Annotated in this window: 23 protein-coding genes and 2 pseudogenes; 15 read left to right on the forward strand and 10 right to left on the reverse strand. The window is 62.7% G+C overall.

Going from position 1 to position 25737, the window contains the following annotated elements; all coding sequences use genetic code 11:
* Positions 1–58: 58 nt before the first annotated feature.
* The 7 genes and pseudogenes from J4G43_RS20385 (at position 59) to dusA (ending at position 8278) form a co-directional block, all read left to right on the forward strand.
* Positions 59–1525: an amidase gene (locus tag J4G43_RS20385; protein ID WP_080586938.1), complete on the forward strand. Its 1467-nt coding sequence runs from the start codon at positions 59–61 to the stop codon at positions 1523–1525.
* Between the two features lie 263 nt (positions 1526–1788).
* Positions 1789–3288 (forward strand): CoA-acylating methylmalonate-semialdehyde dehydrogenase, encoded by a 1500-nt coding sequence (locus J4G43_RS20390; RefSeq protein ID WP_038952573.1) that lies wholly within the window; start codon positions 1789–1791, stop codon positions 3286–3288.
* Between the two features lie 295 nt (positions 3289–3583).
* Positions 3584–3698, forward strand: a pseudogene (locus tag J4G43_RS56010) (IS110 family transposase); the annotation flags it as partial.
* Positions 3680–3924 (forward strand): annotated as a pseudogene (locus J4G43_RS20395) (IS110 family transposase); the annotation flags it as partial. The pseudogenes J4G43_RS56010 and J4G43_RS20395, both read left to right, overlap by 19 nt.
* 684 nt (positions 3925–4608) lie before the next feature.
* Positions 4609–5568 (forward strand): ArdC family protein, encoded by a 960-nt coding sequence (locus J4G43_RS20400; RefSeq protein ID WP_208086086.1) that lies wholly within the window; start codon positions 4609–4611, stop codon positions 5566–5568.
* 284 nt (positions 5569–5852) lie between these two features.
* A complete protein-coding gene (locus J4G43_RS20405; RefSeq protein WP_155258006.1) occupies positions 5853–6023 on the forward strand; it encodes a hypothetical protein in 171 nt (56 codons plus the stop codon).
* A 1325-nt stretch (positions 6024–7348) separates the two neighbouring features.
* Entirely contained in the window at positions 7349–8278 is a 930-nt protein-coding gene (gene dusA, locus J4G43_RS20410; RefSeq protein WP_225004996.1) for a tRNA dihydrouridine(20/20a) synthase DusA, read from the forward strand.
* Between the two features lie 52 nt (positions 8279–8330).
* Here dusA and J4G43_RS20415 read toward each other — a convergent pair whose 3' ends face one another.
* The 6 genes from J4G43_RS20415 to J4G43_RS20440 all read right to left on the reverse strand — a co-directional run bounded on the left by J4G43_RS20415 (position 8331) and on the right by J4G43_RS20440 (position 14087).
* Positions 8331–8999: an outer membrane protein gene (locus J4G43_RS20415; protein WP_208086087.1), complete on the reverse strand. Its 669-nt coding sequence runs from the start codon at positions 8997–8999 to the stop codon at positions 8331–8333.
* 366 nt (positions 9000–9365) lie between these two features.
* Positions 9366–9905, reverse strand: a complete 540-nt coding sequence (locus J4G43_RS20420) for a TIGR02281 family clan AA aspartic protease (protein WP_063984038.1) — start codon at positions 9903–9905, stop codon at positions 9366–9368.
* A 28-nt stretch (positions 9906–9933) separates the two neighbouring features.
* The gene (locus J4G43_RS20425; RefSeq protein WP_028146760.1) at positions 9934–10137 is read right to left on the reverse strand and encodes a DUF1289 domain-containing protein; all 204 of its coding nucleotides are present in this window, start codon (positions 10135–10137) and stop codon (positions 9934–9936) included.
* A 44-nt stretch (positions 10138–10181) separates the two neighbouring features.
* Positions 10182–11777, reverse strand: a complete 1596-nt coding sequence (locus tag J4G43_RS20430; RefSeq protein WP_166094069.1) for a sensor histidine kinase — start codon at positions 11775–11777, stop codon at positions 10182–10184.
* A gap of 137 nt (positions 11778–11914) precedes the next feature.
* On the reverse strand, positions 11915–13192 hold the full coding sequence (gene nhaD, locus J4G43_RS20435) for a sodium:proton antiporter NhaD (RefSeq protein WP_208086088.1): 1278 nt from the start codon (positions 13190–13192) through the stop codon (positions 11915–11917).
* A 22-nt stretch (positions 13193–13214) separates the two neighbouring features.
* Positions 13215–14087, reverse strand: coding sequence for an NAD(P)-dependent oxidoreductase (locus tag J4G43_RS20440; protein ID WP_208086089.1), 873 nt, complete (start codon positions 14085–14087; stop codon positions 13215–13217).
* A gap of 191 nt (positions 14088–14278) precedes the next feature.
* Between J4G43_RS20440 and J4G43_RS20445 the strand changes: the two genes are divergently transcribed.
* The 4 genes from J4G43_RS20445 (at position 14279) to J4G43_RS20460 (ending at position 18209) form a co-directional block, all read left to right on the forward strand.
* Positions 14279–14716 (forward strand): VOC family protein, encoded by a 438-nt coding sequence (locus J4G43_RS20445; RefSeq protein WP_063984035.1) that lies wholly within the window; start codon positions 14279–14281, stop codon positions 14714–14716.
* Positions 14717–14824: 108 nt separating this feature from the next.
* Positions 14825–15967 carry an Mrp/NBP35 family ATP-binding protein gene (locus tag J4G43_RS20450; RefSeq protein ID WP_208086090.1) on the forward strand — a complete coding sequence of 381 codons (1143 nt, stop codon included), beginning with the start codon at positions 14825–14827 and terminating at the stop codon, positions 15965–15967.
* A gap of 193 nt (positions 15968–16160) precedes the next feature.
* Positions 16161–17252 (forward strand): TRAP transporter substrate-binding protein, encoded by a 1092-nt coding sequence (locus tag J4G43_RS20455; RefSeq protein WP_014496209.1) that lies wholly within the window; start codon positions 16161–16163, stop codon positions 17250–17252.
* A 522-nt stretch (positions 17253–17774) separates the two neighbouring features.
* Positions 17775–18209, forward strand: coding sequence for a YunG family protein (locus tag J4G43_RS20460; protein ID WP_225004997.1), 435 nt, complete (start codon positions 17775–17777; stop codon positions 18207–18209).
* On the opposite strand, the gene J4G43_RS20465 is transcribed toward J4G43_RS20460, so the two are convergent.
* The 4 genes from J4G43_RS20465 to J4G43_RS20475 all read right to left on the reverse strand — a co-directional run bounded on the left by J4G43_RS20465 (position 18158) and on the right by J4G43_RS20475 (position 20201).
* Positions 18158–18445 carry a hypothetical protein gene (locus J4G43_RS20465; protein WP_208086091.1) on the reverse strand — a complete coding sequence of 96 codons (288 nt, stop codon included), beginning with the start codon at positions 18443–18445 and terminating at the stop codon, positions 18158–18160. The genes J4G43_RS20460 and J4G43_RS20465 overlap by 52 nt on opposite strands.
* The gene (locus tag J4G43_RS55330) at positions 18442–18573 is read right to left on the reverse strand and encodes a hypothetical protein (protein ID WP_256461571.1); all 132 of its coding nucleotides are present in this window, start codon (positions 18571–18573) and stop codon (positions 18442–18444) included. Before J4G43_RS55330 ends, J4G43_RS20465 begins: the two co-directional genes overlap by 4 nt.
* 222 nt (positions 18574–18795) lie before the next feature.
* Positions 18796–19047, reverse strand: a complete 252-nt coding sequence (locus J4G43_RS20470; RefSeq protein ID WP_208086092.1) for a hypothetical protein — start codon at positions 19045–19047, stop codon at positions 18796–18798.
* Positions 19048–19343: 296 nt separating this feature from the next.
* Positions 19344–20201, reverse strand: a complete 858-nt coding sequence (locus J4G43_RS20475; protein ID WP_063984030.1) for a hypothetical protein — start codon at positions 20199–20201, stop codon at positions 19344–19346.
* A 465-nt stretch (positions 20202–20666) separates the two neighbouring features.
* On the opposite strand from J4G43_RS20475, the gene J4G43_RS20480 reads away from it, so the two are divergent.
* From J4G43_RS20480 to J4G43_RS20495, 4 genes are all read left to right on the forward strand, one after another.
* Complete coding sequence (locus J4G43_RS20480) at positions 20667–22430, forward strand: cache domain-containing protein (protein ID WP_208086093.1); 1764 nt, start codon at positions 20667–20669, stop codon at positions 22428–22430.
* A 131-nt stretch (positions 22431–22561) separates the two neighbouring features.
* Positions 22562–23515, forward strand: coding sequence for an ABC transporter substrate-binding protein (locus J4G43_RS20485; RefSeq protein ID WP_071915177.1), 954 nt, complete (start codon positions 22562–22564; stop codon positions 23513–23515).
* Between the two features lie 160 nt (positions 23516–23675).
* Positions 23676–24350 carry a response regulator transcription factor gene (locus J4G43_RS20490; RefSeq protein WP_028146749.1) on the forward strand — a complete coding sequence of 225 codons (675 nt, stop codon included), beginning with the start codon at positions 23676–23678 and terminating at the stop codon, positions 24348–24350.
* Positions 24351–24417: 67 nt separating this feature from the next.
* The gene (locus tag J4G43_RS20495) at positions 24418–25734 is read left to right on the forward strand and encodes a sensor histidine kinase (RefSeq protein ID WP_408581445.1); all 1317 of its coding nucleotides are present in this window, start codon (positions 24418–24420) and stop codon (positions 25732–25734) included.
* Positions 25735–25737 lie beyond the last annotated feature (3 nt).

Consider the following 25737-nt stretch of genomic DNA (forward strand, 5'->3'; position numbering starts at 1 on the left):
CGCCGGACGGAGCCGAGTTTGACCGCTCCTGACTGTGAGAGAGGGAAAAGCAGTGTCTATGGACGTCTTCAGTCCGCCTGATGGGACCGACATATGTGGGCTGAATGCAGCCCAGGTGCTTTCCGCCTATAGGAAGGGGACATTGTCACCGATTGAGGTGACCGAAGCCGCTTTGGAGAGAGCTGAGGCAGTCAACGGGGAGCTGAACGCGTTCACGTTTATCGACCGGGATCGGGCTAGGAATGAGGCGCGTCGGTCCGAAGCTCGCTGGGGGTCCGGCGCACCCTTGTCAGACATCGATGGCATCCCGACAACGATTAAGGACATCGTCTGGGTCGAGGGGTGGTCGGTTCGGTGCGGCAGCCGCACGACGACAGCTTCGCCGTGTGAAAGGGATGCGCCGTCGGTCGAGAGGCTGCGCCGCTCAGGCGCGATCTTCATCGGGCAGACAACAACGCCGGAATTCGGCTGGAAGGCGGTTACCGACTCTCCTCTCTTTGGCGTGACGCGCAACGCCTGGGATCCTTCGATGACGGCAGGAGGATCCTCCGGAGGAGCAGCGGTAGCCGCAGCTGTCGGAGCGGGCAGCCTTCATTTGGGTAGCGATGGCGGTGGCTCGATACGCATTCCGGCGTCGTTCAACGGCATAGTCGGACATAAGCCGTCATTCGGACGTGTGCCCGCTCATCCTCCCAGCGCTTTTGGAACAGTGGCGCACATCGGTCCGATGGCACGAAGCGTTGGCGATGCTGAAGCCATGCTTGAGGCGATGTCTGGGCGCGACTTGCGCGACTGGGCGCAGGGCGCAGGCATTTTACCAAGATTGGGGAAGCGGCAGGCGGACTTTACGGGGATGCGGATCGGATACTGGTCAACTCCCCCTGTAGGACACGTCGACAGGGAAGTGGAATTGAGTGTGGCGGCTGCGGTTCGGCGAATGGAGGAGTGGGGAGCGATCGTCGAGCCGGTCGAATTGCCTTCCATTGATCTTCTTGAGCTGTTCCATATCCACTGGTTTTCGGGGGCCGCCAATCGGCTCGTCTCAGCGGGCGAAGTTGCCTCCGAAGTATACGATGCCGGCTTCCTGTTGGCCGCGGCGAAAGGCCGGGAGTACAGCGCTGCTACCCTGGTGGCTGCTCAAGTGCTTCGCGCCGAATTCGGCACCTTCATGGACGAGTTGCTCGAGAGTTACAATGTGTTGGTCTCTCCAGCCGCCGCCATTCCTCCGTTCGCAGCCGGGCGAGATGTGCCAGAAGGTAGTGGCCTTAGCCATTGGACCGAGTGGGCATCCTTCAGCTTTCCCATCAATCTGAGCCAGCAGCCTGCGTGCGTAGTTCCTTGCGGAATGACGGCTTCTGGAGCTCCAATTGGACTGCAATTTGTTGGCGCACGAGGAAATGACTCAGGCGTACTCGCCACGGCGCGGGCTTACGAACTGGTGTCACCCGAGCACTTCAGGATGGTCGATCTGACTAAGCGATCACGAAAGAGGATGGACGGCGTCGGAGCGACGCGCAGCGAATAGCGACCGGATTATCTTGGTTGAACGAGAACGTACTGACGTTCATCAGGGGGCGCTCGGATGTGCGACCATCTATTGTTCTTGGCAAAGTCGGAAGTCTCGCTTGAATCGATCGAGCGACCGGGGCCAAACGATGAGCGTGACTTGCGACGTCGCTGATACAGTTCTTGGCTCATGGTTTTCGTTGCTCGCTGAGGTCGACGGAAGCTCTCGGAGTGTTCTTCGGCAGGCCGAACAATCTGATGTAACGGTAGGGAGAAGTGGGTATGGCGAAATACATTGGCCATTACATCGATGGGCGGCGGTGCATAGGTCAGGGGCGACGGACCTCAACGGTCTTCAATCCGGCGACAGGCGAGCACTCGGGATTGGTACCTCTTGCATCCGGCTCGGACGTTCATCGCGCGGTTGCGAGCGCGGCTGCGGCTTTCGCGATCTGGTCGGAGATTACTCCCCTGCGGCGAGCACGAATTCTCAATAAGTTCTTGCGGCTTCTGGAGGAAAGGGCAGAACGCCTGGCAGCTCTGATTAGCGCGGAGCATGGCAAGGTGCTCGCTGATGCGATGGGCGAAGTGCAAAGAGGCATTGAAGTTGTTGAGTTCGCGACCGGTGCCCCGCAGCTTCTGAAAGGGGAGTTTACCGAAAGCGTCGGAACACGGGTTGACAGTCATTCGGTCCGACAGCCGATTGGGGTCGTTGCAGGGATTACGCCGTTCAACTTCCCCGCGATGGTCCCCATGTGGATGTTTCCAGTCGCTCTTGCCTGCGGTAACTGCTTCATATTGAAACCTTCGGAGCGCGTTCCTTCTGCCGCGATCCTGCTCGCCGAGTGGCTAACCGAGGCCGGCCTTCCGCCAGGAGTATTCAATGTCGTTCAGGGCGATAAACAAGCGGTCGATGCACTCTTAGTACACCCGGATGTTGCGGCAGTGAGTTTCGTCGGGTCGACGCCGATCGCTCGATACGTCTACGAGACCGCAGCCCGCTTCGGAAAGCGCTGTCAAGCGCTAGGTGGTGCAAAGAACCATATGATCGTCATGCCCGATGCGGATTTGGATCAGGTTGCAGATACCTTGATGGGAGCGGCCTATGGAGCGGCAGGCGAGCGTTGCATGGCGGTCTCCGTGGTGGTGCCAATCGGCGAACATACGGCTAACGAATTGATCGCGCGGATGGCCCCCAGGGTGCGTGCGCTCAGGATCGGACCGGCGACCGATCCTGACGCTGAGATTGGGCCATTGATAACAAAACAGCATCTAGAGAGGGTCTGCGCTTACATCCAATCGGGCGTGACCCAGGGCGCAAACCTGCTGGTCGACGGTCGTGGTTTCAAGATGCAGGGTCACGAAGGGGGGTATTTTATTGGGGGCTCTCTCTTCGACCAAGTTGAGCCGAACATGACGATCTACAGAGAAGAGATCTTCGGACCAGTGCTTTGCGTCGTGCGTGCGGAAAGCTTCGAAGCTGCCGCCAGCCTGATCAATCGAAGCGAATTTGGCAACGGTACTGCGATCTTTACCCGTGATGGGAAAGCAGCGCGTGAATTCGCGCATCGGATACGCGTCGGCATGGTGGGGGTCAATGTTGCTATCCCCGTTCCCATGGCTTTCCATTCCTTTGGAGGATGGAAGGCCTCTCTGTTCGGTGGTCATCATATCCACGGTCCAGAGGGAGTGCGCTTCTACACGCAATTGAAGACGATTACGACACGATGGCCCACAGACATTCGCGCGGACGTCAATTTTGCCATGCCGACCTTCCATTAGTGAGGCCGAGCGCCGGCAGTGCGTGTCGGTAGCGACCGGTGTACTTTCTCCTCGTCACGACGTTCTCTCAGAAAAGGCCCCGCTGACGGCGCCACCCCACGAGGCGCGCAGCAATTCGGTGTCATCATCGCCGATGACGCCACATAGTGGTTCACGACTGGCTGGAGTGGTGTTTGCGCGTAGACGCGTGCGGCCAAGGGCCAGCAGCGGTCTCTCGTGTTGGGGAGACGGCCCCCCTCCGCCACACTGCGTGGCAAGATGAGGTCGTCGCTGACCTCAAACGAAGAAGCCGCCCGTGGAAACGATTGTTCGCATCGGCCTGGATACGTCGAAGATTGTATTTCAGCTGCATGGCGTTGACGGGACAGAGCAGCTGGTTTTTACGGCGTAAGTTGAGGCGCGGGCAGGTTTGTTGCGAACCGTTTTGGTGGCTGGCGCGACGGCTGTGATCGCGGATATGCGCCGACGGAAACTCGCTCCTGGCCCTGGCTGAAAGACATCATCGCACGCAAGCCGCTGAAGCTAGGGGCCATAGCGTTGGCAAACAAGCTGGCGCGGATTGCCTGGAAACTGATGGTCAGCCGCGAGCGGTATCGACCTGCAAGCAGCGTCATGCCGATGCCGACAGAGACTTGAACGAAAAGCAGAGCTTGGCGCCAGACCGGCAGGTTTGACACTAAGGGCGGAACTTGCAGGATAGTAAGAGGTGGTACGTTCGGCGCGAGCCGGTTAGTAAAATGCTCCGCTCGGTTTACCGGCAGAAAATGCCGCTCTCGTATTTGGATCTCACTGTCCGCGGAGCCCATCTTGGCCGGTGGTCGTAAGACCCGAAAACAGGCCGGACATATGAGCGCAAGCGATCCGAGCAAGCTGCTAGAACCGTCCTTGCAAGTCGGGGGCCGTCCACATATGAACCGAGCCCTTTCGGTCTCGGCCTGCGGGCTTCAATCCCTGGCGTAGGACCATGATGGAGTCGTCGTCCGATATCTCCAAATCTGACGAGTGACTTGACGCGATAATCCACACAGCAGAATTGTCGCCGGAGGCGCTCTTTGATGAAGCCGGCCGCAAGCGGCCTGCGCTTGTTTTTACCCCCGAAGACGGGGTGGGCGGCGCTCCCGCATAGCCCCGAACCGGTGAGCCGCAACCGCGCCCCTCTCTGCTCCTCCAGGACGATCATGATAATGGCGCGGTCCTCCGCTCGCGCTCCGGCCGTTCCGGTGCGGCCCACCTCAGGCGTTCGGGGCTTTCCGGTCGCTCTTCGCCGCCCACCCCGCCTTCCGGGGGCAGGTTGCGGAAGAAGAGTGGATGGAGATCATCATGGCCAAGGGCCGCAAGATTGATTGCACGACAGCGACCAAACCGAGCCTCTACGAAGAAATCACCTCGCACATCATCGCCGACCTGGAGGCCGGCACCTTCCCATGGGCGCGACCCTGGGGCGCGAGTGGTGAGAGCAAGGCGTTTGCGTTGCCCAGCAATGCCGCGACCGGCAATCCCTATTCCGGGATCAATATCCTGATCCTGTGGGGCAAGATGTTTGAATCCGGCTTCACCTCTCAAAGGTGGCTCACCTTCAATCAGGCATCAGCCCTCGGCGGCACCGTACGCAAAGGAGAGCATGGCACGACGGTCTGTTATGCCGACCGCTTCGTCCCCAAGCGCGCGCAAGATTCTGCGCGTCGAGGCACAGAGGGGCAGGCGGAGGAGGGGGAGGCAAGTATTCCCTTCCTGCGCCGCTACACGGTTTTCAATCTGGATCAATGCGACCAATTGCCGGCCGATCTCAGCCTCGCGTCACCCGAACTGCCCGAGCGGCAGCTCGTGCCGCAGGCCGAGGCGCTCGCCAAGGCAACGCTTGCCGATATCCGCATCGGCGGCGCGGACGCATTCTATCTGCCGCTGGCAGATACCGTTCACATCCTGCCACAGCCGGCATTCTTCGAGCAGATCAACTTCTATCGGACGCTCTTTCATGAGCTCGGACACTGGACCGGCCATCCCAACCGGTTGAACCGCGACCTCACGGGTACCTTCGGCTCGAAACCTTACGCCCATGAGGAATTGGTCGCCGAGTTGACCGCCGCTTTTGTCTGCGCCGCGCTCTCCATCAAGCCGACGGTCCGGCATGCCGACTATCTCGGTTCATGGCTGGACGTGCTCCGCAGCGACAGCCGCGCAATTTTTCGGGCCGCAAGCAAAGCCTCCAAGGCCGCCGATTTTCTGCTCGCGTTCAGCGAAGACAACCGAGCGGCCGCAGCGAAGGCGAGGGCGCCCTGAGCCGCGCCCTCGATGAGCCGCGTGCGGCCGCCGCCTGTGTGCCGCGCTACATGGCGTTTCCGATCGGTCATTAGGACGCCAAATAATCGCTATCTCGGCCCGCGCCTGCGAGATGATTAACCCTTTGTTTACCAGCCCTTGACGCTCTCGATTCGGGCGCAAGGACGCAATTTGCGCCCGAATTCTGCGGTGTCCGAGTCGCCTTGGAGTCAATCGGGCGAGGTGGAAATTTAGCCGGAAGCGATTCTGACGACTCAGCCTATTGGAGGGTCCAAGCAGAGCGCGTGCAGCGCATCATGGAGCCGACCATGGTTGATCCCTTCAAGGCGTTTCCCGAACCGCATGCAGTGAAGCTCAGGCGTATTTGCGTTGCTCAGGTCGTGGTGAGCGTCTCGGCACTGACGTCAACGGCGGTACTGCTGTCGTGCCTCACGATCGTCGTGAACAAGCTCTGATTGGCTGGAAAGAGCGACGCCGTCCTGACGCAGCCTGCAATGCTCTATTGCCAAAACGCCAAAGCCGGATCGTATCGCGCCCGGCGCGTCTACGATCCGGCTTAACGACGAGCTATCGTTCCAGCCATCGCCGTGAGATCAATCAGGTGGCAAGTCCACAAAGGCCAAATGCCTCAGGGGCGTGCCTCTGGCGGGAGCGAAAGCGGGTCTCGATGCCCGAAGACCTACTACTTTTTCTTGGCGGCCTTCTTCGCCTTCTTCGCGACGGTCTTCTTTGCCTTCTTCGCTTTCTTAGCCATATGCCCTCCGTCAATCCTCAATGGATGCAAACCGGGAATCGGTATGCACAGAAAAAAGTGTAACACTGTTTTGAAAGATTGACAGTGAGGCGGCTTGATCGCGCTTTTCGAGTCGCTCGACGTTGTTCGAGAAGATAGCGCTGCATGAGAAGAGCGACCGATGCCGTCGCATCGCTGCCGCGGCAATTCCAGGCAACGGCTGCCCCATGAGACAGCGATCTCAAGAGAAGGCAGTCCCAAGAGAAGGCGATCCTAAGTGAGCCGTCTCCAACACGCGGCTCCGTGCTCGCAGGACGCCTTTAAGAGAAAGCCGTGACGAGAGGGCCCCGCGACCGATGCTGGCGGAGACCGTTGGCGTCAGTCGGTGGATTTCCTGATCAAGGCGACGAGCGCTGTTGTCGTCCTCGCCGGCCGCCCGGCCGAGAATGCGGCAGAGCTGGCAGGCCGGAGGTTGGCGCTGCCAGGGCGAGGTTCACATGGTCTTTGCTGCTGTTTCGCCGGAGCAGGTCCAACCTGTAGCGATCGCGATACGCCGGGGCATGTCACGAACGTCAGAGCGGGTCTCGGCGGCCTTGGCGCGGTTGGGGATGATGTCGACGCCGAGGCACTGATGAGAGACTGCGGTAGCCCTCGAGCGCCATCGTCTCGAGACATTCCGACGTGCGTCGGCCTTTGTCCTTCTGTGTTAGCGGGTCCGATCTCCCTGCGCGTGGCTGAGTGACCTATGGGAAGGGCTCCGCCTGCCAAACCCTCGCTCGCATAGCTTTTTTCCCCGCCGGACAAGTCCGGCTCCTCGCGGCCGCTTCGCTCCAAAAAAGCCATCGGCTCAGGTGCTCCGCATGCGCTACGCCCCGCGTGAACGCGGGTTCGAAGGCGTTTCGCTTCCCATCACGGTCCAGCCATCGCGAGGGGATCGGCTCCTCGCGAACAAAGGACAAAGACCATGACCGCAATCGGATACGTCACCAAGAACGACAACGGCAGCTACAAAGGGCAGCTCCGCATTGGACCGATCGGCATTGCCGGGTGTTCCATCGCCATCTGACGCGGCGGGCGCTGCTCTATACGGAGATGCTGACGACCGGCGCCATCATTCATGGCGACCGGGAGCGGCTGCTCGGGTTCGACGCGGTCGAGCATCCGGTGGCGCTTCAGCTTGGCGGGTCGGATCCGCGCGAGCTCGCACAGGCCGCGCGGATCGGCGAAGAGTTCGGCTATGACGAGATCAACCTCAATGTCGGCTGCCCGTCGGATCGTGTGAAGGATGGCCGCTTTGGAGCCTGCCTCATGGCGGAGCCGGAGCTTGTGGCGCGATGTGTCGACGCGATGAAGGGCGCGGTTTCCATTCCCGTCACCGTCAAATGCCGCATCGGCATCGACGATCAGGATCCGGAGGTCGCGCTCGATACGCTTGCGCGTGGAGTGGTCGCGTCAGGCTGCGATGCGCTGATCGTGCATGCCCGCAAGGCCTGGCTCAACGGTCTGTCGCCGAAGGAGAACCGCGACATCCCGCCGCTCGACTATGACCGCGTCTATCGCCTCAAGCGCGCGATGCCTGATGTGCCCATCATCATCAACGGCGGCATCCCCGATATCGACGAGGCGAAAGCGCATCTCGAGCACGTCGACGGCGTGATGCTCGGCCGCGCCGCCTATCAGGAGCCATGGCGGCTGCTCTCCGTCGATCAAGACATCTTCGGCGAAGCGGCGCCGCATGCGACGATGCAGGACGCGCTCGAAGCGATGATGCCCTATATCGAGCAGCAGCTTGCGCGGGGCACGCGGCTGCATGCGATCACGCGGCATTTCGTCGGGGCGTTCCACGCCGTGCCCGGCGCGCGCGCCTTCCGCCGCCATCTTGCCGAGCAGGGGGTGAAGCCGGGCGCCGGTGTGGACGTGCTGCGCGATGCGATCGCGCGTGTCGGTGCGCGCGCTCCGGCGGAGGCCGCGGCCTAGCCCAAACGGGTGAAGAGCCGGATCGCAAAATCCGGCTCCTCGTCGATCCGTCTCAGCGGAGCAGATCGAAATGATAGTTCACGCCGACGCGGAAGGTGTGGAATTTCGCGGCGTTCCAGTCCGGCAGATCGTCGTGCTTGAACTCGGTGTAGAGATATTCGGCCTTGGCCGACCATTTCGGCAGGAACGCCCATTCGACGCCGCCGCCCGCGGTCCAGCCCATCTTCATCTTGTTGATCGGCCCGTCTTTCAACTCGCCGGTGGCAAGACCCGCGGTCCCGAAGAACAGCAGCCGTGAATCCATCGTCGCGATGCCGGCGCGGGCGCGGCCGGTCATGTACCAGGGGATGCTCACCGCGGCGCTGTTGAGCGCGTCGTGGTTCTTGATGTCGCCGCCCTCGAAGTCATTCTCGATGCCGACCACGAACATCGGCGAGAGCTGGTAGTTGTAGCCAATCTGCATGCCGCCGACGGCGCCCTTGACCTTCCCGCCGCTGATGCCGACGAGATTATTGAACGCGTCGTCGCCGCTCTCTGCGTAGCCGGCGTTGAAGCCCGCATAGAGACCCGTCCACGAGTACACCGGCTGCGGCGCAGTGTAGGCCGAGGAGGGCGCGGCGTAGCGCGGCGACAAGTCGGCAGCGCAGGCGTTGCTCGCGGCGAACACCGCGGCAAAGGGCAGGGCGCGCATCGTGCGGCGTAAGGCGGCTCTGGCAGTCATGACTCTCAATCTCCCACTTGGCCGCACCTCACGGAGCAGCCTTGTCCAACCCCGATCCGGGAATGGGACCGTTATAAACCGACTAGGCGGTTTGTAAATGGAGGAAATGCCACATCGATGGATTGTTCGCGGGGGCTCGGGTTAGGCGGTTGGCTGGCAGCCGCGCCGATGTTGCGCAGCGCGCTGGCGCAAAGGTGGCCTCGCGGACTGGATCAATCGGGGCTGCCTGGATGGAGCGGCTCCGTCAGTTTGACTGGCGCCAGAGCGGCCAAGGGCGATCTGACAAGCGCCGATCGCGTTGTGCGGCTCAGGCAGTCCCGGCTGATTGGGCCTTGATCGTGCGCATGAGGCGCGCAGCGAAGCGAATTATCGGAGCGCGCGGCGATCGGGCAATTCCGGGTAGCCGGTGAGCATCAGCTTGTCGGCGCGCACACCCCAGCTCTCCAGGCGGTCGAGGAAGCTCATGCCAAGCAGATTGGTCTTCATCTGCCCGCGCGGCACGACGAGGGCCGGCACCGACTTTTCGACGAGGTGGCCGACGGAGAGACGGTCGAGCGTAAGGCGGGCTGCCTTGGTGTGGCCACCCGCGGTTTCGAGATCGACGTCGTATTCGAGCATCTCGAGCGGCAGTCCGATCGCTTTCGCGGTTTCCCAGGTCAGCACCACCGAGGTCGCACCGGTATCGATCACCATCGGAGCGGCGACGCCGTTGATCTTCGCGCGCAGCGCGAATTCGCCACCCTGGCCGCGCTGGATCTGCACGGCCGGGGCCGGGGAGGCGATCTGCGCGCGAAACATGTGCGAGACCTTGTTGCTCGCGCGCGCGATCCGGTCGGGATCGCCATAGGCGACGACGGCACCGGCCGTGCCGGCGAGCATGACGAGAACGAGCAGGAAGCGGATCATTGCGCGCCTCCGAGGCGACGCAGGGCGGTCAGGCGCGTTTCGGCGATCCCGCGATCGGCTGCAAACCCGCATCCGCCATGCGTGCGGGCAATAGCGCCATCACCGCGAGCCGTTCCGTGCTCTCCATGGCGTGCCAGCGCGCGATCTCCGGCAAGGTCCGGCCGCAGCCGAAGCACAGCCTCGTCTTGGGATCGATCATGCAGACGGCGACGCACGGCGTTTCTTTGCTCATGTGGCCATAGTGGGGGATCGTCGGGCATGTCTGCAAGCATCTCGTTAAGAGCCCGTACCAGCGCTCATGATCGGCTTGTGGCGCGGCCGGCGCTTCTCGTCGGGCACCGCGGAACTGTCCGGCTGGAGCGGCGGAGAATCGTCCGACATCGGCGCCAGCGCACTCATCACGCGCTCCGGCGGGAAGGTGACGATCACTTCTGTGCCGATGCGCAGCTTCGATTTCAACGTGAATGTGCCGCCATGCAGGTCGATCAGGTTCTTGGCGATGGGCAGGCCGAGCCCTGCGCCCTGTTCGGCCGACTTGATCGAGTTGGAGCCCTGGCCGAACGAGGCGAGCACGATCGGGATCTCGTCCTCGGGGATGCCGGAGCCGGAATCCCTCACCGAGAGATATTGCCCGCCCGAAGCGGTCCAGCCGGCCTTGAGCCAGATCTCGCCGCCTTGCGGGGTGAACTTGATCGAGTTGGAGAGCAGGTTGAGCACGACCTGGCGGATCGCCCGCTCGTCGGCCCAGAGCCGCGGCATGGCCTGCTCGAATACCTCGTGGATGGTGATGCCGCGGCTCGAGGCGCGCAGCTTCATCAAATGATGGCAGTCGGCGACGATGCCGACCAGCGACACCGCTTCCTCGTTGAGCTCGTAACGGCCAGCCTCGATCCGCGACAGATCGAGGATCTCGTTGATGAGGTTGAGCAGGTGCACGCCGGAATTATGGATGTCGGCGGAATATTCCTTGTAGACCGGCACCGCGTGTGCGCCAAAAATTTCGCTCTTCATCACCTCGGAGAAGCCGAGGATCGCGTTCAGCGGCGTGCGCAGTTCGTGGCTCATCTGCGCGAGGAAGCGCGATTTTGCGACGTTGGCGGATTCGGCGCGGTGGCGCGCTTCGTCCGAGATCGCCTTGGCCTGTTCGAGCTCGCCGATCAGCGCGTCCTTCTCGGCGCGTGCCTCGAGCGTGGCGAAGGTCGAGGAGTGCAGGCGGTGCGCCAGCAGCACGAAATAGCCTTCGGCTGCGAGCGCGAGCGCCGCCAGGATGTAATTGTCGAGCGCGCCGGTGATTGCAAAGCTCAGCGCCATCGCGACCGCGACCGGCGCCGTGGCGGCAAGGGCGGCGATCGGCAGATTGGCGGCCAGCATGCTCGACACTGCGATCACCAGCAGCATCAGGAACATCATCAGCGTTTCCGTGACCATGTCGAGCACGGGATGGATCAGGATCGCCATCCAGCACAGGCCATAGAGCAGGTCGAGCACGACGAAGTGCGTCCGCCATGTGCGCGTCGCCGCGGGCGAGGGGGCCTCTGCCAGGAAACGGTGGCAGCTGCGGATCATCGCGGCGTGGATGCAGAGCATGCCGGCGGTCCAGGCCGCGGCCGGGATCGGCTGCATCCACAGCCCGAACAGCACGCCGGTGGCGACCACCAGCAGCATCACGACATAGGAGGCCGACAGCCGCGTCTGGGCATATTGGCGCAGCATCTCGGCGTCGAAAGCCGGCCGGGTTCCGCTGGTCGACGTTAACTTGTCGCGCGCCTCGCGTACCCGCTGCGACGCAGCCCGTCGGCTGCTCGCCGATGGCGCGCTCACCGGCTCGGCCGGAAGCTGTACGACCTCTGGCTTTTCAGCGGGTTTACTCATCGAACAACAACATTCCTGCCCGCGCAAAGGCGGGCCTTCTGCATTGTCTATCTCTGGCAAGAAATCCTTAAGAGGTGACTTAAGGAGCTAAAGAATTACGTTAACCCGGCGTTAATTTTGAACGCGGGCAGTGCCGGTCAGTGCAGTGCCGCATGCTGGGCGACGTAGACCACCGCGCCCGCCAGATAGCCCGCGAGCGCGGGGATGGCGATGCGGCGGGCGTACCAGAGGAACTCGATCCGCTCGAGCCCCATGGCGGCGACGCCCGCGGCCGAGCCGATGATCAGGATCGAGCCGCCGGTGCCGGCGCAATAGGCGATGAATTCCCAGAGGAAGCTGTCGGGCGGGTAGTGGCCGAGGTCGTACATGCCCATGGTCGCCGCCACCAGCGGCACGTTGTCGATGACGGCGCTGAGCAGGCCGAGCACGACGACGATGACGTCCTGGCGGCCAATCGTCGCCTCCAGCCAGCGCGCCAGCATCGACAGGAGGCCCGCATGTTCGAGGCAGGCGACCGCCAGCAGAATGCCGAGGAAGAACACGATCGAGCTCATGTCGATCCGCGTCAGCGCATGCGCGAGCGTCAGCGGACGGCGGACATGCTCGTCCTTGTCGCGGTGAACGACCTCGCCGACCAGCCAGACGATGCCGAGCCCGAGCAGCACGCCCATGAAGGGCGGCAGGTGCGTGACCGCCTTGAAGGCCGGCACGGCGATCAATACGCCGAGCCCCAGATAGAACATCAGATTGCGCTCGAACGACCCGACGAGCTGAACTCCGTCGTCCTTGGGCGGCGGCGCGATGGACTTGCCTTTCACCAGAAGGCTGATGAAGGCGAGCGGCACGAGCAGATTGACCAGCGAGGGCAGGAACACCGAGCCCATGATCTTCAGCGGCGTGATCTGCCCGCCGATCCACAGCATGGTCGTGGTGACGTCGCCGATCACGGTCCAGGCGCCGCCGGCATTGGCGGCGATGACGATGAGGGAGGCGAACAGCAGGCGGTCGTCGCGCCTGGCGATCAGCCGCTGGATCAGCGAGACCATCACGATGGTGGTGGTCAGATTGTCCAGGATCGCGCTGAGGAAGAAGGTCACGAAGCCGATCAGCCACATCAGGCGGACCTGGCTCGTCGTGCTGATGCGGGAGGTGATGACCTCGAAACCGTCGTGGGCGTCGATCACCTCGACGATGGTCATCGCGCCGATCAGGAAGAACACGATCTGCGCGGTGGAAACGACGGATTCGTCGATCTGCCGGCCGACCATGGCGTGGTCGCCGATCGTGGCCGCGTAGATCGCCCAGAGCAGCCCGGCGCCGATCAGCGCCGTGGCACTCTTGCTGATCCGGAGTGGGTGTTCGAGCGCGATCGCCGCATAGGCCAGAACGAAGATGACGGCGATCGCGATCAGCAAGGCGGGATCAGTTCGACAGGTGTCAGCGGTTAAGGCGCGCGAGCAGGCTCGACGTATCCCAGCGCTTGCCGCCCATCTTCTCGACCTCGGCGTAGAACTGGTCGACCAGCGCGGTCACCGGCAGATTGGCGCCGTTGCGGCGGGCTTCGGCCAGCGAGATCGAGAGGTCCTTGCGCATCCATTCGACCGCGAAGCCGAAATCATACTTGTCCTCGTTCATGGTCTTGTAGCGGTTCTCCATCTGCCAGGACTGCGCTGCGCCCTTGGAGATGGTCTCGATCACGGCGGCGACGTCGAGGCCACTCTTCTTGGCGAAGTGGATACCCTCGGAGAGGCCCTGGACCAGACCCGCGATGCAGATCTGGTTGACCATCTTGGTCAACTGGCCGGAGCCGGCGGGCCCGAGCAGCTTGCACATCCGCGCATAAGCGCCCGTGATGATCGGCTCGACGCCGGAATAGGCGTCCTGCGCGCCGCCGCACATCACCGTCAGCACGCCGTTCTCGGCGCCGGCCTGGCCGCCGGAAACGGGAGCGTCGATGAATTTGAAGCCGGCCTTGGTGGCGGCAGCGTCGAGCTCGCGTGCGACCTCGGCGGAGGCGGTGGTGTGGTCGACGAAGGTCGCGCCCTTCTTCATGCCGGCGAACGCGCCGTCGGGGCCGATCGTGACCGCGCGCAGATCATTGTCGTTGCCGACGCAGCACATCACGAAATCCTGGCCCTCGGCCGCGGCCTTCGGGGTCGCTGCGGTCTTGCCGCCGAACTTGTCCGCCCATTCCTTCGCCTTGGCCGCGGTGCGGTTATAGACGGTGACCTCATGGCCCCCTTTTTTCACGAGGTGTCCGGCCATGGGGAAGCCCATCACGCCGAGACCGAGGAAAGCGACTTTAGCCATGTGTGGTACCTTGTCCGTAGTTTGGGTTTTACGGTTTTTGCCGGGCGAGGGGGCGCCTGGTTCCGCTATGAGGGCGGATTAGGAGCGCACCATAAACCCTTGAGGCCAGAGGGCAACGGCTTCGTTTGGCAGCCGCCTGTGCTAGGATGGCGGGACTTAAGGTCCTACATAAAAAAAAAGGGAGCGAAAGCATGGGCGGCGTGAGCGTTGGTGTCCTCGATCATTTCAACATCCGGACCCGGAATCTGGCCGAGACGGTCCGCTTCTATGAGGACGTGCTGGGCCTGGAAAAGGGCGCCCGGCCCGATTTCGCCTTCCCGGGGGCCTGGATGTACAGCGAGGGCAAGGCGGTGGTGCACCTCGTCGATATTTCCCCGACCTCGGAGCCACAAAAGCCGGATTCCGGCGTTGTCCACCATGTCGCCTTCGTCAGCCGCGGGTTCGACGGCATGAAGCAGCGGCTGACGTCCAAGGGCATGAAATTCGACTCCCGCCAGGTGCCCGGCGGCGACCTCTGGCAGATCTTCGTCCACGACCCCAATGGGGTCATGATCGAGCTCAATTACGAGGCCGCTGCGGAGCAGGGGGCAGCCCCCGCGGAGATGGCTGACGATATCGGCAAGCAGTAGCCTTTTGGCCGTTTCCGCTCTAATGGGGCATCCTCAAGCCTTGAGCGTGATCTGATCGGAAAGCCGCTCCACACCTTTCCGGATCATGCTCTGTTCAGGAGATGCGCTTTGAGCGTGACGCAGCAACAGGTTCTCGACAGCCTCGCCAGGATCAAGTCGCCCCGCGGGGTCGCGCTCACCAATGCCAATGTGCTGAGCGCGATCAGCGCGGCCGACGGCAAGGTGTTCTTCTCGATCAACGTCGATGCCGCCGAGGCGCGGGCCTGGGAATCCGTCCGGGCCGAAGCCGAAGCCGCCGTGCGCGCCATTCCCGGCGCCACCACCGTGATGGTGGCGCTGACCGCCGAGCGCAAGCCGGGCGCCGCACCGCCTCCGCCGCCAACGCCGAGCCGGGGCACGCCGGGCGTGCAGCCGGTCCACGCCCACAAGCCGCCGCCGCAGGGCGGCGCTCAATCGCCGATGGCTCGCCAGTCCGAGATTCCGGGTGTCGCTGCCGTGATCGCGGTTGCCTCGGGCAAGGGCGGCGTCGGCAAGTCGACCACCGCGCTCAACCTGGCGCTGGGCCTGCGCGACCTCGGCCTCAGGGTCGGGCTGCTCGATGCCGACATCTACGGCCCCTCGGTGCCGCGGTTGACGGGCCTCCACGAGAAGCCGGCGCTGGACGGCGAGCGCAAGATGATTCCGCTCAAGCGTTTTGGCCTCGCCATCATGTCGATCGGCTTCCTGGTGGAGGAAGAGACCGCGATGATCTGGCGCGGTCCCATGGTGATGTCGGCGGTGACGCAGATGCTGCGCGACGTCGCATGGGGGAGCCTCGACGTGCTCGTGGTCGACATGCCGCCGGGCACCGGCGATGCCCAGCTCACGCTGGCGCAGAATGTACCGCTCAAGGGCGCCGTGATCGTCTCGACCCCGCAGGACCTGTCCCTGATCGATGCACGGCGGGGGCTTGCGATGTTCAGGAAGGTCAACGTGCCCGTGCTCGGCATCGTCGAGAACATGAGCTACTTCCAGTGCCCGCATTGCGGCACGAAATCGGATATTTTCGGCCATGGCGGCGCGCGCCACGAGGCCGAGAAGCTCGGGGTACCGTTCCTGGGCGAGATCCCCCTGCACATGGCGATTCGCGCCACCTCGGATGGCGGTAATCCCGTGGTCGACAGCGAGCCGGACGGCCCTCATGCGGCGATCTATCGCGCCATTGCGGGGCAGGTTCGGGACCAGCTCAAAGGCGTTATCGCCGCGGCCTGAGCCGGTCTTTTGGGGACATGCGACTTTCGTAGAGCCCCGTCATGCCATTGTCGCGTTCCGAAAGCGGGGCTTCCGTGTTAAAGGCCACGGCAGTCAAGCCCCTTCGGTTCGACGCGACAAAAACGCGTCGCCGGAACGAGCGGCGACAACGAGGAAGTTTAGGGGAAACGCCCCAACAAGGAGAGACCTGAAGATGAAGCGTCGTGATTTCCTGAAAGTGTCGGCAGCAGGCGCGGCGGCGACCGCCGCGGTGGCCTCGCCGGCGATCGCGCAGTCCATGCCCGAGATCAAGTGGCGCCTGACGTCGAGCTTCCCGAAGTCGCTCGACACCATCTATGGCGGTGGCGAGCAACTGGCGAAGTACGTCGCCGAGATGACCGACAACAAATTCCAGATCCAGGTGTTCGCCGCCGGCGAAATCGTCCCCGGCCTCCAGGCGCTCGACGCGACCTCGAACGGCACGGTCGAGATGTGCCACACCGTCTCCTACTACTATGTCGGCAAGGACCCGACCTGGGCGATCTACGCCTCGGTGCCGTTCGGCCTCAACGCGCGCCAGCAGAACTCCTGGTGGTACCAGGGCGGCGGCGAGCAACTCGGCAACGAATTCTTCAAGAAGTCGAACGTGATCGGTCAGCCCTGCGGCAACACCGGCACCCAGATGGGCGGCTGGTTCCGCAAGGAGATCAAGACCGTTGCGGACCTCTCCGGCCTCAAGATGCGCATCGGCGGCATCGCCGGCCAGGTGCTCCAGAAGGTCGGCGTCGTGCCGCAGCAGCTCGCCGGCGGCGACATCTATCCGGCACTGGAGAAGGGCACCATCGACGCCGCCGAGTGGGTCGGTCCCTACGATGACGAGAAGCTCGGCTTCGCCAAGGTCGCCAAGTACTACTACTATCCCGGCTTCTGGGAAGGCGGTCCGACCGTCCACGCCTTCACCAATTTGGACAAGTGGAATTCGCTGCCGAAGAACTACCAGGCGATCCTCACCAATGCGATGGCCAACGCCAACAGCTGGATGGCCGCGCGCTACGACATGCAGAACCCGGCGGCGCTGAAGCGTCTGGTCGCCGGCGGCACCCAGCTTCGTCCCTTCACCAACGAAGTGCTCGAGGCCTGCCTCAAGTCGACCAACGAGCTGTGGGGCGAGATCTCGGCCAAGAACCCCGACTTCAAGAAGTCGATCGACGCCATGCAGGCCTACCGCTCCGACGAATATCTGTGGTGGCAGGTCGCCGAATACACCTACGACAGCTTCATGATCCGCTCGCGCACCCGCGGCTGATCATTCGAAACGTCGCAAGACAACAGAGCCCGGCCTCGTTCGCGAGGCCGGGCTTTTTCTTTGCCGCCAGCGGCCGCCCAAACAAAAATATGAAAAACAACCCCATGCACAGTAGAAGCAGGGTCAGGGCAGGCCGCCCTGTGAATGCTGCCAACAGCTTGACGCGTCGGGGCAAATCAGCGGGAAGGGGCAATCGTCGCGCGACCGGGGCCAACGCGGCGATTTTGCCTGATCGCGGCATCTGGAATGACATCGTCATTTGCCGCGCGTCCGTTCCCGCATCGTCATTGCGAAGAGCCTTTGGGAAGAAGCAATCCAGACTGTCACCGCGGATGGACTCTGGATTGCTTCCGCCTTCGCCGAGGCTTCGGCGGACAAGTCGCTACGCCCGCAATGACGGGTGGATGGAGTTGGGGCTCAACCCAGCAGCGAACCCGTTTGACACGTCGGGCAAAACAGTGGCAAAAACCAACATCGCATAATCCGAAATTGGCGCTTCGGTGCCGATCACGTGAGGTGACGATGAGCTTCGATCCCGATGAGGTTCAACGCACGCTGCGCAAGGCATGGTCGCTGTCGACTTCCAGCCTATGGACGGCGAGCAATCCGGCGGCAGGGCAGTGCAACGTCACGGCGCTGCTCGTTCACGAACTCTTCGGCGGCGAGCTGCTGAAAACGCCTCTGCCGGCGGGCGATCATTTCTACAATCGGATCGAAGGACGGCGGTACGACTTCACAGCGAGCCAGTTCGATCAGCCGATTGCCTACGTCGACTTGCTCACAGATCGAGCCGACGCAGAGCTGGGAGCAACGAGCGAGCAACTGACTAAGCTCAGGGCCGCTTTTCTGCGGCACTGTACTAGTACTATCCCGGCTGGTGGGACGGCGGGCTTGCCCGGCGTCCATCAGTCGGCCTCCGGGTCCGACTTCCCGACCAATCGTATCTGCCCCGGATAATCGATCGGCTGCGGATCGCGTATTCCCGCGACGTCTCGGCGAAACTGCTTACCCGCATCCGTCCATCGGCCGAACCGCGTGTTGACGACCTCCATCAGGCCATAATCCGCCAACGCTTCAATCGCATGTTCGCCAGCAGACACCGAAATGGAGTCCACTTCGTCGCCGTACTCGTCCAGATGCTGGTTGACCATCAGAACAAGCGCGATCAGGAGCTTCTGTTCGCCGTCGGTCATCGGCTGTTACCCCCGCACTGCTCCTTGATGCGCTCGAAGGCATCGATGTATTTGGTGTAGAATTTCTTTGCTCGCGCACCGAGCGCGTACGGCTGGCAGGCTTCATCGGGAAACGGCATCTTGCTCACGTCGGAGTCCAACTGAGGACGCCGCGAATTACAGAATGCCCGCTTCTGCGAACTGAAATGAAGAGAATAGGTGCACCTGTTGTCAGGCGGAGCATCGGCCGGCCCGCGGCAAGCTTCCCACAGCTGATAAGTCCCGTCGAACTTCGTAAAATCCAATTGCACGACGTTGAACCCATCCTTCTCCTGACTTGTGGAAAGAAAGACGCATTTCTTGTCTGGAATCTAACGTATCTCAAGACGCATGCGCCGGTCGCCAAACTCTTCGAGTGTGACGGAATCATCCGCTGTACTGGTCAGCTTGTACGAGTCCTCACCGAACGGTCCATGAATCAGCATCGCGACATCCGGCAAAATCGCACCGGTACTCTTCGATTGTCCGGACTGCGCACGGCTCTCCGATGCGATGAAAATCGTTGCGGCGAGAGCAAAAACGATCCGGCTCAGCGCGCTGCTCCAAACAAGCTTTCGCTTCATGTGACTGGATCCCCGGTGCCGCAGCGGACTTCCGCGCGGCGCGCCCGTCGATGATGAACCGCTCAAGCGTGACTAGGTTGTAAATGGAATTGAAACAACCGATAATGCGCGGAATGCTCAATTTTGAATGAAGCGGGCGCAGGATGGTAGGGCGCCGCGTCATCCTGCGAGCTCTTGCCATGCTGTCGCCCTCCCTGAACATGAGGTTTTGACGATGCGTACTGTAATCGCGAGGCCATGGCCGACGCGGGCCCGCCAGATGTTTTCGGCGGAAGGCCAAGGCGGTGAACGCCGATCTACAGCTGCGGACCAGACAGTCTAACCTCTCGCTCGGCGCGGAAGACATTGCCATACAGGTTGCTGATCCATTGCCTTCCGCTCGACGTTACGTTCAGATAACGGATCGCCGTCGGGACTTGCGGTGCGACCTTGGTCCAGTAGAACTGCGGATATTTGTGCACCACGTCCGCGGGTGTGGCGTATCCGAGCGATTTGTTGAGCCCTATCTCTTCGAATTCATAGAAGAGCGCATTTGATTTCTTCATGTAGTTGGGATCGCCGAGCTGGCCGATCAGATCAGCGGCGCGCAGCAACAAACCTTCTTCCTCGTCCAGATCATCCTTGAGTTCGCTCGTTGGTGCGTCTGTATAGGGAAAGCGGGTATATTCGATGGCCTGGGCAACGCGCGCGGCGTCGATCTGGTCGACTGCGTCGAGGCGCTCCACCGCGAACAATTTTGAGCGATCGACGTGATAGGGCGCAAGCGCTGCATCGGAGGAGCCGACCGGCAACTCAACCGTTCGGCCGGTACCATCAACGACATAGGCGCCCTCCTGGTCTCCGTAGATGACGCCCCGAACGTAGCCGATGTCGTGGATCAGACAGGCCAGGATAAAGTGAGCGTAATCGCTGGCCGTGGTTTGCCTCAGAAGTGAGCGGCCGATCAGGATGTCGTGCCCCACCAGCGTGACCAACAGGGTGTGCTCCACGTTGTGATACAATGCATCGCTGTTGCCGATACATTCCAGGGCCAGCTTCGCCGCGTAAGGGAGCAATTCCGGCAAGCTGGCATGCGATGAGCCGAAGCGGCCTTTTGTCTCCGAGATGAGGAACGCACCGAGCGCCTGGGACGTCAGTTCTGGAATTGTTATCATGAGCAAGGTCCTCGTCGACGAACCCCCAGTAAGCCTGCTGCAGGATCAGGAGGGAGAGGAGGCCACTGGAAGAATGCGACGCCGAGCCGGAAGTTGCCGGGCGCCGGTGAACTGAAAGGCGACGTCGCCGCCTGAAATGGGGCTGAACATGACGTGAGGCCAAAGGCGGGGGTGATGCTTGACCTAGATCAACGTGGCTGCGGCGCATGCTACGTCTGCCCGGCAGCAACGCCCGTTTAGGGTGGTCAAAAGCCGGCGTGCGGCGCGAAGGCCAGTCAGCCGGAGGCTGACATCGGCGGACAATTCAGCCATGGCGCCAATTTGTCGCCGGACCGCGTGGCTGGTCCGCCCTAGAAAGCGCGAAGGGTGCACCGGTACGCTCGGGTTCGAATGAACTCCACCCGACGGCGGAGCGACATGTTATTCTGGCTCATTGTATTTATGTGATTATCAGGAGACCGGATCATGATTCCTCAGGATCGGTTTCGCGGCCTTTTTCATAAATATCTGTTCGCGCTTTTCGTGGCTGTCGCGATCCCACTTGCATTCAACGGCGTTATTGAAGCGTGGTTCGGCTATCGCGATCAGCGCGCGAGGCTCGACCAGTGGCTTAGCCTCCAGTCCGCATCCGCGGCCGCCGAAATTCACGATTTCATCCACGGCATCACGAGTCAGCTTGGCTGGCTGGTTCAGCTTCCATGGAGTGACGAGTTCGACGAACGCCGGCGGACCGACGCGTTGCGCCTGCTTCGACAAGCGCCCGCCATCGTCAGTCTCACACTCCTCGACGGCAATGGCCTGGAGCGTCTCTACATCTCGCGGATCGGCCTCAATCGTATCGAGAGCCGCACGGACCGATCAGCCGATCCCGCCCTGGTTGGTGCCCGCGCAGCTCAGATCTGGTTCAGCGACGTCAGCTACAATCGAGGCTCCGAACCGTACTTGACGGTCGGGATTGCCGGCAACCGGCCGGCTGTCGGCGCAGTCATAGCCGAAGTGAACCTCAAGCTGATTTGGGACGTGATCTCGGCGATCAAGGTCGGAAAGACCGGCTCCGCCTTCGTCCTGGACCGATCGGGTCGCCTGATCGCCCATCCCGACATCAGCCTCGTGCTCCGCGGGGCGGAGGAAGCAACCTCCAAGCCATTTCGGGCTGTGCGGGACGCGATAGGGTCGAAAGCGGGCTTCGCAACGAGCCGGGATGCGCAAGGACACTATGTTGCCGCCAGCGCTGCTCCCGTACAGGGCCCCGACTGGACAGTCGTGGTCGTGCAGCCGCTATCCGAAGCTTACGCGCCGATCTATTCCGCCCTGTGGCGGACGGCAATGCTCCTCGCAATCAGCACCATGCTCGCAGGCATTCTTGCCTATGCATTGGCGCACCGGATGACGGAGCCGATCAAGCTGCTCGAGGAGGGCACGGAGAGGATTGGTGCCGGGTCCTTTGACCACCGCATCTCAATCCACACCGGGGACGAGTTCCAGCGTCTTGCAAACAGTTTCAACAGAATGGCGTCCGAGCTGGCGCTGGCGCAGCAGCACCAGGAGCGCATCGCCAAGCTCAAGCGGTTCCTTGCCCCCCAGGTCGCCGATCTCGTCGATCGAGCCGGCGATGACAGCGTGCTGGACGGCCGCCGTACGGAAGTCGTCGTTGTCTTCTGCGATTTGAGGGGGTTCACCGCGTTTTCAGCAGGCGCCGCGCCCGAGGACGTCATGAGCGTATTGTCGGAATATTATGAAAGCCTTGGCAGGGTCATCACGAAATTCGAGGCAACGCTGATCAATTTCTCCGGAGACGGACTGATGGTGCTGGTGAACGCACCTGTCCCGGTCGTAGAGCCTGCATTGAGAGCCATCGATCTCGCCATCGACATGCAGACGAACGTGCAAGCCCTCATCGCCGGCTGGCGATCGCGTGGCTACCACATTGGTTTCGGAATCGGCCTTGCCAGCGGGCCGGCGACTGTCGGCCGGATCGGATACGAGGACCGGCTCGACTACACCGCCATTGGAAGCGTCGTGAATCTTGCGGCCCGGCTGTGCGCATCTGCCGCAGACAAGGAAATCCTGATCGACGCCAAAGTCGCCGCCGACGTCAAGGGCAGGCGGCCCGTTGAGGATCTCGGGGGCCGCGAGATCAAAGGATTTGACGAAGCCATTCCAGTCTTCGGAATATCCTTCGAGGCTCTCCAGCCGAGTGGCCGCGGGATGCCTGGCACAATCCGCTAGAGACTGTTTGGGTATCCGGGGCTATGCTCCGGCAAACGGCTGGCGGCAGCGGGTCCGTAGGCATGAGGTGCGCCAACCCTGAAGCAGTAACGCTACGCAGACGTCCCAGACGGCGCGATTTTCTTCTTTGGATGGCAGGCGCCGCGACGTGGACGACCGTCTCGTATGGGCAGAAGCCCTCCATGCCGGTCATTGGCTATCTTTGCCCGGAGTCACCCGAGCTCTTTGGCAGTCGACTTGAGGCTTTCCGGCAGGGACTGGAGGAAGCCGGCTTCGTCGAGGGGCGCAATGTGGCGATCGACTTTCAGTGGGCCGCCGGACAATATTCTCGATTGCCAGCCCTGGCTGCCGAATTGGTCGCCAGAAATGTAGACCTGATCGTGGCTCCTGGCGGGGCTCCCGTGGCACTTGCCGCGAAGGGTACGGGTACGACCAAGACCATCGTGTTCGAGATGGGCGGCGACCCCGTTCAGCTACGCGTGGTGGACAGCCTGTCGCGGCCGGGCGGAAATATCACGGGGGTATCGAGCCTGAGCGTCGATGTTTCGCCAAAGCGGCTTGAGCTGATGCGCGACCTGTTGCCCACGGCGACCAGATTGGCGGTGGTCGCCAACCCGACAAGTCCGACCGCACCATCACAATTGCAGAAGCTTCAGGCGGCCGCAGAAACCCTGCGGGTTCAACTGCAGATCTATAGCGCAAGCAAGGAGGATGAATTTGAATCCGTGTTCGCGGCCGTTGCCAGGGACGGGCCAGGCGGAGTTGTGTTTACCTCCGACCCTTATTTTGCATTTCGCAGTGCCCGGCTGGCGGCTCTCGCGATGAAATATCAATTGCCCGCAATCACGCAGACCCGAGACTTTCCCGTGGCTGGAGGCTTGATGAGCTACGGAGGAGATTTCATGCAGTCGCACCGTCGCGCGGGTATCTATGCCGGACGCATTCTGTCGGGCGAGAAGCCTTCTGATCTTCCGGTTCAACTCGTCACGAAGGTGGAGCTCGTTGTCAATTTGAAGGCAGCGAAACTGCTCGGCCATCCGTTCTCCGCAGCAGTCATTGCCGGCGCGGACGAGGTGATCGAGTAAATCATCATGGGAACGCGCCCAGGTCGGCTTACACGAACCTGACAGGGGCGCGGGCTAGCTTGCCACGCGCTTTTTCGCTGGCCGAGGCGGCCGGAATGGTGGAAGAGAGCGAAGATGCGGCGCGAGCCGTGATTGCACCGGAACATCCGGCGGGACTGCGATGCGCCTTCTGATCGTCGAGGACAATGTCGAGCTGTCGCGGCTCGTTGCCGCCGGGCTGTCGGCCGCCGGCTACCAGAGCGACATCGTGAGCACCGCGGCCGAGGCACGCGAGGCGGTCAGCAGCGTCAGCTATGCTGCGATGATCCTCGACCTCGGCTTGCCCGACGGCGATGGCCTGTCGGTGCTGCGCGAGCTGCGCCGGCAGATGGAGCCGCTGCCGGTGCTGGTGCTGACCGCGCGCGGCGGCCTGCAGGACCGCGTCAGCGGCCTGCGCAGCGGTGCCGACGACTATCTGGCAAAGCCGTTCGCCATGGAGGAGCTGGTGGCGCGGCTGGAGGCCATCCTGCGTCGGCCCGGCCAGCTGCTCGGCCGCTCGCTGCGCCTCGCCAATCTCGTCTACGACACCGAGAGCCGCCAGATCTTCGTCGACGACCAGCCGCGGATCATCTCCGCGCGCGAGACCTCGGTGCTGGAGATCCTGCTGCGCCGGCAGGGGCGGGTGGTGCCGAAGAAGAACGTCGAGGACCACATCTTCGGGCTCGAAGGCGAGGTCGCCTCCAACGCGGTCGAGGTCTACGTCTCGCGGCTGCGCAAGCAGCTCACTGAACACGGCGCCAAGGTCGTGATCCACACCATCCGCGGCGTCGGCTATCTCATGTCCGAGGAGAAATAGCTTGGCCGCCGCCGGGGCCTATGGCAGATCGCCGACATTCAAATCGTTGATCTGGCGCATCGTGTTCATGCACATCGTGGCGGTCGCGGTGGTCGCGATCTTCCTGCCGCTGGTGCTGTTCTGGCTGCTCAATTCCGAAGTCGACCAGCTGCACCGCGAAGCCATGCGGGCGCAGGCCGAGGTGCTGGCCGAGCGCATTGTCGCGGCGCCGGACGGCCTGCTGACGTTCAACCTGCCGGACAGCCTGCGGGGCCTCTACTCGGAAGCCTACGGCCGCTATCTCTACGATATCCGCGATGCCGACGGCCGTTTGCTGTTTTCGTCCCGCCGCAAGACGGGAGCGGCAGCGTCGGCGCCGCCGACACTTTCCGAGACGATTTCCGGCGCCGGCGTCACCCGCATCATCGACGGCAAGATCGTGCGCATCCGCGTGGCCGAGGATCTGGCGCATCGCGACGTCATCATCGACGACATCATCTCGAACTTCTTCCGCCGGGTCGGGTGGATCACCATTCCGATCCTGCTGATCCTGCTCGCCGCCGACATCATCATCTTCCGCCGCGCCATCGCGCCATTGTGGAAGGCCTCGGAGGAGGCCAGCAATATCGGGCCGGCGCGCACCGACATCCGCCTGCCGACGGAACAGATCCCGCGCGAGATCATGCCGCTCGTCACCGCCGTGAACCAGGCGCTCGACCGGCTCGAGGACGGTTTTCGGGTGCAGCGGCAGTTCACGGCGGATGCCGCGCATCAGTTGCGCACGCCGCTCACGATCCTGCGCACGCGGATCGAGACGCTGGGCGATGGCGCCGCAAGGAAGGCGCTGCACGATGACATCGAAGGCATGAGCCGCATCGTCGCCCAGCTGCTGGAGATCGCCGAGCTCGACACCCTGGTGCTCGATCCCGGCGAGACCGCGGACCTGCGCGCCGTCTGCGCCGAGGTGGTCGGCTCCATCGCGCCGTTCGCGATCGCGCAGCACAAGGACATCGCGCTGAAGGGCGCCGACGCACCGGTGCTGATCCACGGCAATGCGGAGATGCTCCAGCGCGCGATCTTCAACCTCGCCGAAAACGCCATCAAGTTCACGGCGAAGGATACCGCCGTCGACGTCGAGGTGCGCGAGGACGGTTCGGTGCGCGTGCGCGATTGCGGCCCTGGCATCGCGGAGACCGAGCGCGAGCTGATCTTCCAGCGCTTCTGGCGCGCCGACCGCCAGCGCAGCGACGGTGCGGGCCTCGGGCTCTCGATCGTGCGCGGGGTCGCGGACGATCATGCCGCGACGGTGGCGGTGGAAAATCTTCCAGGCGGCGGCGCGGAGTTCACGCTGCGGTTTCGGCTGGCGGAGGGAGCCGTTGCTGCTCCCTCCCTTGGTCAGGGCTGATCG

It is taken from the genome of Bradyrhizobium barranii subsp. barranii, assembly GCF_017565645.3.
Classification (GTDB): domain Bacteria; phylum Pseudomonadota; class Alphaproteobacteria; order Rhizobiales; family Xanthobacteraceae; genus Bradyrhizobium; species Bradyrhizobium barranii.